Origin of the sequence: Sulfurimonas sp. (assembly GCF_026991475.1) — a bacterium.
Classification (GTDB): Bacteria; Campylobacterota; Campylobacteria; order Campylobacterales; family Sulfurimonadaceae; genus Sulfurimonas.
Window position 1 is genome coordinate 11,444 of sequence record NZ_JALXBK010000074.1, and the last position, 12,300, is coordinate 23,743.

Annotated in this window: 10 protein-coding genes; 7 read left to right on the forward strand and 3 right to left on the reverse strand. The window is 36.4% G+C overall.

Annotation, left to right across the window (positions count from 1 at the left end):
• The first annotated feature begins 68 nt into the window (after nucleotides 1-68).
• The 4 genes from MV589_RS06065 to MV589_RS06080 are packed head-to-tail and all read left to right on the forward strand — an operon-like array spanning nucleotide 69 to nucleotide 5,037.
• Complete coding sequence (locus tag MV589_RS06065; RefSeq protein WP_297433050.1) at nucleotides 69-1,457, forward strand: cobyric acid synthase; 1,389 nt, start codon at nucleotides 69-71, stop codon at nucleotides 1,455-1,457.
• Nucleotides 1,450-2,295 carry an adenosylcobinamide-phosphate synthase CbiB gene (gene cbiB / locus MV589_RS06070; protein ID WP_297433052.1) on the forward strand — a complete coding sequence of 282 codons (846 nt, stop codon included), beginning with the start codon at nucleotides 1,450-1,452 and terminating at the stop codon, nucleotides 2,293-2,295. The genes MV589_RS06065 and cbiB overlap by 8 nt, the downstream gene beginning before the upstream one ends.
• Nucleotides 2,296-2,339: 44 nt before the next feature.
• Nucleotides 2,340-3,395: a nicotinate-nucleotide--dimethylbenzimidazole phosphoribosyltransferase gene (locus MV589_RS06075; RefSeq protein WP_297433054.1), complete on the forward strand. Its 1,056-nt coding sequence runs from the start codon at nucleotides 2,340-2,342 to the stop codon at nucleotides 3,393-3,395.
• A 52-nt stretch (nucleotides 3,396-3,447) separates the two neighbouring features.
• A complete protein-coding gene (locus MV589_RS06080) occupies nucleotides 3,448-5,037 on the forward strand; it encodes a methyl-accepting chemotaxis protein (protein ID WP_297433056.1) in 1,590 nt (529 codons plus the stop codon).
• Here MV589_RS06080 and MV589_RS06085 read toward each other — a convergent pair.
• The 3 genes from MV589_RS06085 to trhA all read right to left on the reverse strand — a co-directional run bounded on the left by MV589_RS06085 (nucleotide 5,027) and on the right by trhA (nucleotide 10,731).
• Complete coding sequence (locus tag MV589_RS06085) at nucleotides 5,027-7,816, reverse strand: helicase-related protein (protein WP_297433058.1); 2,790 nt, start codon at nucleotides 7,814-7,816, stop codon at nucleotides 5,027-5,029. The genes MV589_RS06080 and MV589_RS06085 overlap by 11 nt on opposite strands.
• A gap of 31 nt (nucleotides 7,817-7,847) precedes the next feature.
• On the reverse strand, nucleotides 7,848-9,983 hold the full coding sequence (locus MV589_RS06090) for an EAL domain-containing protein (protein WP_297433060.1): 2,136 nt from the start codon (nucleotides 9,981-9,983) through the stop codon (nucleotides 7,848-7,850).
• 97 nt (nucleotides 9,984-10,080) lie between these two features.
• Complete coding sequence (gene trhA / locus MV589_RS06095; RefSeq protein ID WP_297433062.1) at nucleotides 10,081-10,731, reverse strand: PAQR family membrane homeostasis protein TrhA; 651 nt, start codon at nucleotides 10,729-10,731, stop codon at nucleotides 10,081-10,083.
• A 39-nt stretch (nucleotides 10,732-10,770) separates the two neighbouring features.
• Between trhA and MV589_RS06100 the strand changes: the two genes are divergently transcribed.
• The 3 genes from MV589_RS06100 to MV589_RS06110 are packed head-to-tail and all read left to right on the forward strand — an operon-like array spanning nucleotide 10,771 to nucleotide 12,276.
• Nucleotides 10,771-11,091, forward strand: coding sequence for a hypothetical protein (locus tag MV589_RS06100; RefSeq protein WP_297433064.1), 321 nt, complete (start codon nucleotides 10,771-10,773; stop codon nucleotides 11,089-11,091).
• Nucleotides 11,081-11,404, forward strand: coding sequence for a DUF309 domain-containing protein (locus MV589_RS06105; protein WP_297433065.1), 324 nt, complete (start codon nucleotides 11,081-11,083; stop codon nucleotides 11,402-11,404). The genes MV589_RS06100 and MV589_RS06105 overlap by 11 nt, the downstream gene beginning before the upstream one ends.
• A 50-nt stretch (nucleotides 11,405-11,454) precedes the next feature.
• The gene (locus MV589_RS06110) at nucleotides 11,455-12,276 is read left to right on the forward strand and encodes a mechanosensitive ion channel family protein (protein ID WP_297433067.1); all 822 of its coding nucleotides are present in this window, start codon (nucleotides 11,455-11,457) and stop codon (nucleotides 12,274-12,276) included.
• Nucleotides 12,277-12,300: the final 24 nt, after the last annotated feature.

Genomic DNA, 12,300 nt, shown 5'->3' on the forward strand with positions numbered 1-12,300 from the left:
GTATTACAGTATTATAGCATATTATATAAAGTCAGTTATAATACTCTCACATAAACTATAGGAATATTATGAACTCACTAAGTATCTTCGGCACAAGCAGCGATGCAGGGAAATCAACACTGAGTTTTGCCATTACCTACTTACTGCATGAAAGAGGCATAAAAGTTGTTCCTTTTAAGGCGCAAAATGTCTCAAACAACTCTCAAGTCACCGACCTAAACGCAGGAGAGATTGCCATCCCTCAAGCCTTTGCAGCTGAAGCGATAGGGCTGCAAACCTCGCCGCGTATGAACCCTATTTTACTCAAATCAGGCGGCAGATCAAAAGCACATCTTATCATTAATGGTAAAAGTGTTGGAGACAAAGATGTCTGGAGCTATTACCGTGACATTGACACGCTTAAACCTTTTGTAAAAGCTGCGTTTAAGCATTTGCAAAAAGAGTATGATGTTATAGTAGCTGAAGGTGCGGGAAGTCCTGTCGAATTAAACTTGATGAAAAAAGACCTCTCAAATATCTATGTTGCTAAAAAATTCAATACAAAGATAATTCTCGTAGCAGATATAGAGCGTGGTGGTGTTTTTGCCTCTATCTATGGCGTTTATAAACTCCTGCCAAAGAAACTGCGTAAAAATATCATCGGTGTCATTGTCAATAAATTTCAAGGCGATATGTCACTCTTTGATAGCGGTGTAGAAATCATTGAACAGAGGTTTGGAATAAAGGTCTTAGGAGTTGTACCATTCAAGCCCTTTAATCTCGGCTTTGAAGACAGTGCCTCACTGATGGGTTACAAACAGGATACAAAAAATGCCATCATAAAAGTTGGGGTACTAAAACTTCCCCACATTTCAAACTTTACCGACTTTGAGCCTTTGGTAGTCGATAGTGAAATAGAACTCACATTTATATCAAACGCAGTAGAAGCTGCTGCTTGTGAGATGCTTATTATTCCTGGGAGTAAACGGGTTGTAGATGATTTACTATGGCTAAAAGAGAGAGGTTTTGATGCTGTTTTATCCTCAAAAGAGAAAATGATAGTTGGTATTTGTGGTGGCTATGAGATGTTATTTGAGGAGATTTTAGACCCTCTTCACATTGAAAGCGAACAAGGAATGGTAGCCGGTCTTGGTAGATTTAAAGGAAGTGTTACCTTTCAAAAAGAGAAAATTGTCAAAAAAGGGTGCTACAATATATGGGGAACAATGGCAGAGGGGTATGAGATACATAACGCCATTGCAAAGAAAAATGCCAAACACAAACGCAATCTTTATGCTACATTTGTGCATGGTATCTTTGAAAATGACGCACTGCGTTTGAAACTTTTTTCTAAAATCAATGCCAACTACAAAGGCTACAATTTCAAAGAGTTTAAAGCTGGGGCGATTAAAGAGTTTGCAAATCATATAGACAAACACGTAGATATGGGCTTTATTGAAGCGAGTTTGTGTGAGTAATATTATTGTCGCTGTTTTAGCCTATTTGCTAGACAAAAAATTTGGAGAGTTCTCATTTATCAAGCATCCTATCATTGTTATAGGGGAGCTTATTAGCTTTTTTGAGAAATTACTCTACAAAAAAAGCATCTTTCGTGGTTTGTTACTTGTTTTAGCTGTTTTGAGTGTTGTTAGTTTTTTTGCTATCGCTTTAGAGAGATATTTCACCCTCTTTTTACCATCTTTTTTAAACATCATTTTTACTGCGTTTATAGCCTCTATGTTCATCGCTCACAAAATGCTTCGTGACTCAGTGGAGGGTGTGCTAAACGCAGAGAACAAACGAGAAGCTATTTCTATGTTAGTCTCGCGTGATACAAAAGAGCTGAGTGAAAGTGACATCTACAAAGCCGCCATAGAGACCTATGCGGAGAACTTAAGTGACGGAGTTGTCGCACCTCTTTTTTACCTGCTGCTTTTTGGGCTCCCCGGCATCGTCATCTACAAAACCATCAACACAATGGACTCAATGATAGGCTATAAAAATGAAAGGTATGAAAAGTTCGGCAAAGTAGCTGCACGGCTTGATGACATCGCAAATTACATCCCCTCACGGCTCACTGCCCTGCTCATCATGAGTGTTGCAAAACAAAAAAATCTCTTTGCCTTTTATAAAGATGGCAAAAAACATGACTCTCCAAACGCAGGACATCCCATAACTGCTATGGCCTTAGCTATTGGTGTGAAACTCGGAGGCGATACATCATACTTTGGAATGATTAAGAAAAAAGCAACTTTTGGTAAAGGGAAAAAGCAGATAAGTAGTGAAGATGTACAAAAAGCACTTAAGCTATTGTAGTTTCATAATTATCTGCTAGAATATCAACTAAAAAAAGAGCAAATATGAACACATACAATATTCTTACAAACGAACACACACAACTTCCAGAAGGAAAAGCTGACTTCCTCCTTGCAGCTAGTGTGACAAGAACCTGTGAAATCGAAGGTATCACTCAAGCGGGCATTCCGGGGATGATTCCTCTTACACCGACTCTCGATGCAGAGTACATTACAAACGAAAAAGTTTTCTCTCTTGGTGAACTTGCAGAAACTCCTACAGGAGTTCCTACTCCTGCACTTATTACCCGTGCTACGCATAATCTTGCAGCATTTTCAAGTATAGAGATTTTAGACTTAGGTCTGCAAACCCAACCGCAAAACTGTAAAATCTATAACTTTGACATCACACCTTCAAACTCTATTGACAAAGGTGCAAATATTAACGCACAGGAGATATTTGCCAAAGGGATGGAGTTTGGTAAAAAGTATGAGCTTAAAGGAAATTACCTTATTTTAGGTGAAAGCACACCTGCTGGGACAACTACAGCAGCTGCTTCTGCTCTAGCTTTAGGCTATGATGTTGCAAACGACTTCTCTTCAAGCTTTTTAAATGTACCAAATGACATCAAAACAAAGACCATAAACGCAGCTCTTTCTTTAGTCAATGAAGATATGTCAAACTTTGAAAAACTCGGCATCGTCAGTGACAATATGCTTCTCTTTTGTGCAGGATTTTTAGTAGAAGCTTCCAAAAGATTTCAAATAGTCTTAGCAGGCGGCACACAAATGGCAGCTTGCTTACTCATAGCAGACAAGCTGCGTGAAGATATTTTAATGCGCATCAAACATGACAATGTTATGCTCGCAACTACAAAATGGGTAGCAAAAGATGAAAACTCTAACATCGCTCATATCTTAGAACAACTCAGCTACACATCAAACGCAGCCTACACAACCTTTAGCTTTGCAAACGCAGAGATTGAAATACTCAAAAAGTATGATGAGGGCGAAGCGAAAGAGGGTGTAGGCGCAGGTGCCGCACTTGCCTATGCAAAGCAAAACAATATAACCAATGAAGCACTTCTCAAGCAAATTGAAATGCAAATATATATGCTATAGCTTTCTTTTATGCTATAATTATCTCTATTTATAATTTTTTAAGGATACCAATATGTTTTCAACAGTCAAGTCAAAGGTTATTGTTTCGCTACTCACTATTAGTATTTTTGGGCTTATTGGTATGTCATACTACCTCTCTTCTACCCTGCATCAACTCTCAAACTCAAGTGAAAAACACTCGCTAAATATGCTTAGCCAATCAATTTTCCAGACAATGACAACAAGTATGATGATGGGTGATCCAGCTGTTGTGCAAAAAGCCTTTAGTGATGCGCGCAAGATAGAAGGCATAAAAAAACTCAACATTGCAAAATCAAAAGCTGTCATCAAAGTCTATGACCCAGATGAAAAATTTACAACCGATGCGCTCATACTTAACGTTCTTAAAACACAAAAGACACAGATCATTGAAAAAAATATAAATGGGCACCATACCATCCGTCTGATAAAGCCAATGATTGCAGAAAAAAGATGTCTGCAGTGCCATTACAATGTAGATGTCGGTTACACACTAGGAGCTATGGATCTACTTGTTTCACTTGATAAAAATGATGCCATGATCTCTAAAACAAATACAATACTTGTCATCTCCCTTATTGTCTTGGCACTTCTCTTTACTGTTTTGGCATATATATTTTTCACAAGAGAGATTTTCAATCCTCTTACAGCACTTAAAGATAAAATTGCTGCACTTGTAAGTGGAGATAAAGATCTTACAAAACGACTTGAACATAAAAGAGGCAATGAGTTTGGAGATACGGCTGTAGAGGTAAACAACTTCATTGAGATGATACAATCAACCGTCAATGCAGTCAAATCACTAGGAGAGCAAAATAAAGATATTGCTTCTGAGATTGAAAGTGCTTCGCATGTTATTCGTGAAGGAACTCAGCAAGAACAAAAGCTTGTTGAAAAAACAAGCCAAAAAAGTGATGACATTCAAGATATTCTTAATGAAACTATACAGACCGCTGCAACAACACAGGAGACAATTACCCAAGCAGATAAGGCACTCTGCGTAGCACAGAATGCTCTTACAACACTCCATAGTGAAGTTGAGAGTTTCGTTACTTCTGAAAATGAACTCGTAAATGAACTCTCCTCACTCAAATCTAATGCCGATCAGGTAAAAGAGGTACTAAGTATCATCAAAGATATAGCAGAACAGACAAATCTTCTTGCCCTAAACGCAGCTATAGAAGCTGCACGGGCAGGAGAACATGGACGCGGTTTTGCTGTAGTTGCTGATGAAGTAAGAAAGCTTGCAGAACGCACACAAAAGAGTCTTAGTGAAATAGACATCAGCGTTAGTACAATTGTACAATCCATTAATGATGTTAGTGAAAAAATGACACAAAATGCACAAAATGTCGAAGCACTCTCAGACATTGCAACTAATGTAGATAATGAAATATCAACTACATCAGAAGCGATGCAGGCTTCAACAAAAGCGTCATATAAAGCGAAAGAAGACAGTGAGGAGATGTCAAAATCTCTTGGAGAGATTATCTCTTATATTAACTCTATAGAAGCGCTCTCAACAGCAAACAGAACAAGTGTTCTCTCTATTGAGAATGATTTAGTCCGCCTTGTTGCAGTCGCTTCATCTTTACAAAAAACCATTGATGAGTTTAAGAGTTAAAACGCCCTCTTTTTCTCACATAGTTTTTCTTAAAACAGCGCTGACAAATATTATAATTTGAATTTATAGGCAGTACAGCAGAGCACATTTTACATCTTTGTGCTAAGTGTGTCTGCTGCAAAGACTCTTCTATATATTTGTTTAAAACACCACGATACTGTCTCGCCTTTTGCTCATCCACAAAATAATCACCAAATCTATAAGTTAGCCATAAATAGAGTGAAATCTCTTTTACCATATCTTCTGCACGAAGTAAATCTTCTGAAGTTCTTGCACAACTACCCCCTAATTTTGGTGGGTAGTAATGCACCTGCTCTTTTTGCTCCAAAGCAAGCAGATAGCTCTCGTAAGCATTAATGATGTAAGGCGACTTCAGCGTAAGCGGAGCACATGAGAGATGGTACTTTGTTGCAATGTCAAGGTCATACGCATCTACTATTTTTGCAGCTTCAAGCATATCATCTAAAGATGAGGCATAAAAAGGACCATCAAACACCATATTTTTAATGAAAAATCGTAAAATTTCCTCTAATGAGTTCTCTTCCAAAATTTTTGCCACAAGTTTAATATGCTCAAGATTTGCCATTACTTTAAAAGGAATGGCTATTTCATGCGCCTCTTTAGGAAAGTTTTTCTTGACAATTTTTAGAGCATCTTCATTTAAAGCTCCAACATAACCATTTTCATGAAGTCCATATCGCCCTGCTCGTCCTGCTATTTGATGGATTTCTGAGGGTTGTAGTTTTCTTTGACTTATACCGTCAAACTTCTCAGCTTTTGAAAAAAGTACCGTTTTTATAGGTAAATTCATTCCCATAGCGATGGCATCGGTTGCTACAAGTATCTGCGTTTCACCCTCACGAAAACGGCGTGCTTCCTCTCGTCTAACCTCTGGAGAGAGGTTTCCATAAACAACACTTACCTCAAAATCTTTTGAGAAGTTCTGCTTCAAACGCAGTACATCTTTTCGGCTAAAGGCAATGATGGCAGTTCCTGCTTCAACATCTTTTGGCGCAGTAGCAGAGGCGAGTAGTTCAAGTGGATTTTTACGCTCAAATTCAATGATTTCAAGCTCTTCACCGAGATACTCAGCAAGGGCGACTATTGCCTCTCTTACATTAGCACTTCCAGTCATAATGACCTCTTTAGCAGGCGCGCCAATGATGGCATTTGCCCATGCCCAGCCACGATCTCTATCATCTATCATTTGAACTTCATCAATGACACAAACATCTACATCCACATCATAGTTCATCATCTCAATGGTAGAACTAATGTGCGTTGCTTCATCATCAAGAATCTGCTCTTCACCCGTTATAAGCGAACTCTCAATACCCTCAGCTTTAAGCGTTTCATACCCCTCTAACGCCAACAAACGCAGTGGTGCAAGATAGTAACCTGTATCTGCCTCTTTAAGTGTTTGCATCGCTTTGTAGGTCTTTCCACTATTGGTAGGTCCAATGTGCAACACGAGTTTTCGACGCATTGTTCGTGCAATGGGAAAGAGGTTTTTAAAGTCACGAATGGTTCTAGCTAAGAGTTCCTGACGCTGTTTTTTAATCAACTCATCATGAATGGAACGAACAAATCGTCTTATGATTTTTTTTGCTATCTTGGGTGTAATAACAAGGCTCTTTGGCATCAACTCAAATAAAAATTCATACACTTTTTGATGTAGCTCTTCATCACTTAAATGCAGTAGCATCGAGTATTTCGCACACTCTTGCACCAAATCTGCTAAAGAGGCATAAAATTCCTCTTCATGCTCCTTTTTTGCCTCAGCAAGAACCGCATCAAAATTAAAACGCTTCGAGTTCCATATCTCTTCAAGTAATCCCTCAAGCTCAATGTGCAGCTCTAGGTTATAATCCATTTTCAAATCAGAGTATGGCAGCGTTGCATACTCTGTCAAACGCAGCAGTACCTCTTCATCATGCAACTCTATTGCATCTACATCAATTTTTGCCTCTATTATCTCTTTAAGTACTTTTTGTGTGATAAGTGGATAATTCACTTTAGTTTTTGGCGGTGAAGCACGCAAAGAGTCTAAAATCTGCTTTGTTGTAAGATAGGAGTGTGGATACTTCAAAGAGGAGAGAAATTTATCAATGCTCTTTTGTTTATGTTGTACAGTTTCTACTTTATCGTGTGCAATTTTTTCTACTATTGCTTCAAAAGGCTCTTCTTGTAGATACTCATAAGTGTATGGTTTAGTATTTAGTGTCAAAATCTTATGAAAATGCTGTTCGTAGAGTTCATATTTCAAAGAGGCATTAAACTCAAAAGAGTCATCTATGTCAAAACTTCCCTCAAGTTCGCGTTCGAGCTTCTCTTTTTTTATCTCAAAACGGATGTGACGCAAAGAGCTTTCCATCTTCTCAATGGTAATTTTTTTACTTCTTACATGAGAGTATGCTTCTCGTAAACGCAGCGCTTCCATAGGTGTAGCCGCAAGCTCTTCTATGAGTGCCTCAATCTTCACTTCTCTGTCAAATCCCACTTCAGGTTTTGGTTTAAGAGATTTATAAACACGCCCATCACTCTCAAAAAAGGTCAATATATCACGACGCATCGCACTCTCAGCCTCACTCCATATCATACGAAGCGTTTTTACCATAAGCGTTTTGTTGTGGTCAATGTCATAGATGCCAAGCGTTGCAAAAAGCTCACTCAGCGTCTTCCCATCAACGCGTTCAATCCCCACATCAAAAGGGTCATCATCAAAATACTTTCTAATTCTTTGGTTAATTTTACTATTTTTCTTATTTTTTCTTGCCATAATGTAATTGTAGCCTATTATTTGCTTATTATTAAAAATCCACCTCTATAAGTGGTTCAGCAAAATAATAACCTTGAGCATAATCAATACCTAACTCTTTTACAACATTAAAGACCTCTTCATTATGAACAAACTCTGCAATAATCTTCATATCTAATTTTCTTGCAATAAATACAAGTGACTCAACAATATGAAAATGTTTTTTGTTTGTGTCAATATCTTTGATAAAGCTACCATCTATCTTAATAAAAGAGGCACATAACTCAGTTAATTTTGACATGTTTGAACTCTCAACACCAAAATCATCAATAGCAATAACAAAACCTAAATCACTTAATTGATTGATTTGCTGAATAATAGCATCTTCATCATCGATGGCGACATCTTCTAAAATCTCTAATGTTACATTTGAAGGCTTAATATTATGTCTTTTTGCTTTTGCTTGTAAAAAATCGCTTAAATAGTTTTCTAATAAATCTTGCTTTGTAATATTTATACTAAACTGCACAGAACTTGATTCAAAATACAAAAATGTTTTTTGAATCATCTGTTTTGTTATAGAACTATGTAAACCTGCAACTTCTGCTGCTTCCATAAATAGATATGGTGAAATTATTTTATCACCATCTTTAATACGAGCAAGAGCCTCATACTTAAAAGTTTTTTCTGTTTTTACATCCACTATAGCCTGATAAAAAGGAGTAAGTGCCTCATTCTCTAAATCTTTTTGTAAAATTGCAATGTTTTTTGAAAGTTGTGTATAAGAACCTACTTTACTCATATTCGGACTATAGATCACAATAAATGACCTTCCTCGATGCTTCGCTTCAAGAAGAGCAATATTTGCCTGAGAGAAGAGATCATTATTGTTTTCTTCATCATTCTCCTCACCTGATATACCCACAGAAAAACTAAGATGAATATGCACATCATCCACAATGGCTGGAGTTACTTCAAAATATGATTTTATTTGAGAAGATAACAAAATATCTTGTTTAGGTGTTGGTTCATTTAATACAATTGTAAATTCATCAAAATCCATATGGTATAAAGAGGCATTTCTTGGAAGATTTTCTATTAAATATTGAGAAGTTACTTTTAAAACAGATTTAACAAGTTCTCCTCCATAAGTCGTCTTTAAGATGTCAATATTATCAATTTTTAGTATAAAAATGACATAGCGATTAAGACTCTGCACTTTATCTTGAAAAACTTTCAAGTTTGGAAGTGCTGTTATACTATTATGTCGCGATTGAAAAGAGAGTGTATCAACTTTTGTTTGTATTTCATTTTCTCTTTTATAAATTATACCTATAAAATAATTCACCACAAAATTGATTATAAAAATAGCCATAAGTGCTAAAACAGTCCCAACAAATAAAAGCATATATAGTAAATTTTTTCTATCATTTAAGTTTGGGGTAGCATTATAAAATGAGAGCAACATTATTTTATTTTTACTATTTTCCACTCTACTATAAAGACTATACTCTTTACCTTCTATCATAACAATATTAGGAAAAGACTCCCCTTTATCATACTGTTCTATAAAATTTTTAATTATTGGTGATGAGGCATATAACAAATTTATTTTTTGATTTTTAAAAAAAATTAAAGCAATGTTTTTATGATAATAAGCATAAAGGTTTGTCATTATCCTTTTAGCATCATATGAAAACTCCACTACACCCAAAAAACTATTTTTTACATAAACAGGTCTAACAATTTCATAATGGCAAATCCCTTTTTCAAGTTCAAAACCACTCTGTATCTGTCTTGTTTCTAAGGCATTTTTTTCAAAATAATGCATTTTTGAGAAACTACTCTTTTGAATAAACTCTATTTTTTTTAAAGATGGAACAAATGCTTTATAAGTTAAAAATTGCTTGTTTAGAACTATATTCCTCTCTTTTTTATTTTTTAAACTATCTAAAATATCTTGATTTTTAATAAACAAAGCTTTTGTAATATTCATATTTATTTCAGTAAAATGTTTTAAATAACCATCTATTGTACGCATAGAGAAATCATGTTCTAATATTATACGTTTATTAATTTTAGTTGCAGTCATGGTAGATATAAAAAATATTACGCCAAGAAGTGTTACTAAAAATAGTGTTATTAAAACTATTTTTGCACGAAGAGAAGCTTTTTTATTTGTCAGCATTTTCCCACTTTTTTTCCACTATTATAGTGAGTTATAAATATAAATGCAATAATTCAAATAATTTCGTCACTTAAAACAGTAAAATACAAACTATGCTCTAGGCTCTAGCACTAATAAGCAGAAAAACGCTGAAGTAGTGAAAAACACTTCCTCCAAGAACGAAGAGATGCCATACTGCGTGATTAAGTTTCATGCTATCTTTGACATAGAAAAAGATGCCTACAGTATAGGTCACACCTCCTGCTAAAAGTAAAGAGAAGAAAAGCCAGCCTGCATGCTCAATAAGGGGTTGATAAGCGATGATGATGAGCCACCCCATCACAGCATAAAGTACCAATGAAAAAACCTCAAACCTAGCCGGAAAAGCAAACTTTAGGTAGACCCCAAGCAGAGCAAAAAACCAGATAATACCAAGCAATAGCCAACCAAAAACACCCTGCACACCAAGGACAACCACTGGCGTATATGTTGCTGCTATAAGTATGTATATGGCAGCATGGTCAAAAAGTTGCAGTAATGATTTTGCTTTGTAGTATGGCACGGCGTGGTAAAGGGTAGAAGCACCATACATACTTAAAAGACCCAAACCAAAGACAATACTCGTCCATATTTTTTGCCCATCACCACTCTCAATAGAGAGAGCAAAAAGTACTCCAAATCCAAAAGTGCTTAAAAAAAGCCCAAATCCATGTGTAATTGCATGCCAAATCTCTTCAAAAATCGAAAAATCATTTATTTCTCTTTGCATAGTTAGCTTCCTTTTACATCTAATTGCTATAATTATAGTATGAATTATCCAAATGAATGGACTCAAAAAGAGTTTTTAGAAAATAAAAAACAATTACAAAAAGAGGGAGTGGATGTTGTGCTTGTCGATACCATCCTCTCTCCCATCGAAAAAGCCGATACTATAACCTATAATCCTTATGAGATGAAAAACTATGCTGATGGTACTGTTTTTGTCTTCTACTGCGATACAGGCAAGGCGACACTTAATCGTCTCAAAGAGTACAGAGAAAAGTTTCCACAACATCACTGCGTTTCACTCAAAGGTGGACGGGGATATTGGCGTAAAAATATGATGCTTTTGGATGAAAATGATAAATAAAAAAACGCAAGAATATATACTTTGTCTCAAAGAAGAGCGCTACTATGATGCCCATGAAGCCCTTGAGAGTGTATGGTTTCCCCGTCGATTTGAAGAGAGTGGCGAAGTTAAACTCCTCAAAGGTCTTATAAACGCAGCAGTTAGTTTTGAACTTCATAAACGCGGTCGTACTCCACAAAGTAAGAAAGTGTGGGCAAATTATTTGAAATACAGACAGGAACTATTTAAAACCGATTCCAAATACCTCAACGACTATTACAAACTTACACGATTTGTTGAAGAGATTCACAAAAATTCATTAAAAGCTTTGTAATATAATTATTTTTTGTTAATATGCCTGCTATCATAACATAAGGCATTCCAATGGAAAATATTGACATCCAAAAATACATAGATATGGCTCTGCTGTACGCAAGCGAATATGGTTTCAAAATCATAGCTGCGCTCATTATCTTCCTTCTTGGTAAATGGGTAGCTAAAAAGCTTACTGCCTTTATCAAAAAAATGATGCATAAAGCGAAAATTGACAAAACACTTGTCGAGTTTAGTGAAAGCATCATCTATTTTACACTGCTGTTGATGGTTGTCATCGCGGCACTAAACCAACTCGGTGTAAATACCACCTCATTTGTAGCAGTATTTGGTGCGGCTACTTTAGCTATCGGTTTGGCACTACAAGGCTCATTTTCAAACATCGGTGCGGCGGTACTTATCATCCTCTTTCGTCCCTTTAAAGTTGGCGATGTTATAGAGACAGGCGGAGTAACGGGAGAAGTAACAGACATCAACCTCTTCTCTACCATTCTTACACCTGTTGACAAGCGTGTGGTTATTGTGCCAAACTCTTCTATCATCGGCGCTAATATCACAAACTTCTCAAACAGAGAACAGCGTAGAGTTGACCACGTATTTGGAATCGGGTACGATGATGATCTTAAGCTTGCAAAAGAGACACTTATGGAAATAGTAAAAGCTGACAAACGCATCCTCAGCGAGCCTGAACCATTCATAGCAGTCAGTGAACTTGCAGACAGCAGTGTAAACTTCGTTGTGCGTGCATGGACGCTTACAGATGACTACTGGGGCGTATATTTTGATATGCTTGAGAGTGTAAAACTAACATTTGATGAAAAAGGTATCTCTATTCCTTATCCTCAAATGGATGTACATACAGACAAACAATAGAGAACTCAATTTTAAAAACCAAGG

Bases quoted from the DNA above. Each gene is read 5' to 3' on its own strand.
- MV589_RS06090 (WP_297433060.1), bottom strand. From the start codon at position 9,983: ATGCTGACAAATAAAAAAGCTTCTCTTCGTGCAAAAATAGTTTTAATA.
- MV589_RS06110 (WP_297433067.1), top strand. From the start codon at position 11,455: ATGGAAAATATTGACATCCAAAAATACATAGATATGGCTCTGCTGTAC.
- MV589_RS06105 (WP_297433065.1), top strand. From the start codon at position 11,081: ATGATAAATAAAAAAACGCAAGAATATATACTTTGTCTCAAAGAAGAG.
- MV589_RS06075 (WP_297433054.1), top strand. From the start codon at position 2,340: ATGAACACATACAATATTCTTACAAACGAACACACACAACTTCCAGAA.
- MV589_RS06085 (WP_297433058.1), bottom strand. From the start codon at position 7,816: ATGGCAAGAAAAAATAAGAAAAATAGTAAAATTAACCAAAGAATTAGA.
- MV589_RS06080 (WP_297433056.1), top strand. From the start codon at position 3,448: ATGTTTTCAACAGTCAAGTCAAAGGTTATTGTTTCGCTACTCACTATT.
- MV589_RS06065 (WP_297433050.1), top strand. From the start codon at position 69: ATGAACTCACTAAGTATCTTCGGCACAAGCAGCGATGCAGGGAAATCA.
- MV589_RS06100 (WP_297433064.1), top strand. From the start codon at position 10,771: ATGAATTATCCAAATGAATGGACTCAAAAAGAGTTTTTAGAAAATAAA.
- trhA (WP_297433062.1), bottom strand. From the start codon at position 10,731: ATGCAAAGAGAAATAAATGATTTTTCGATTTTTGAAGAGATTTGGCAT.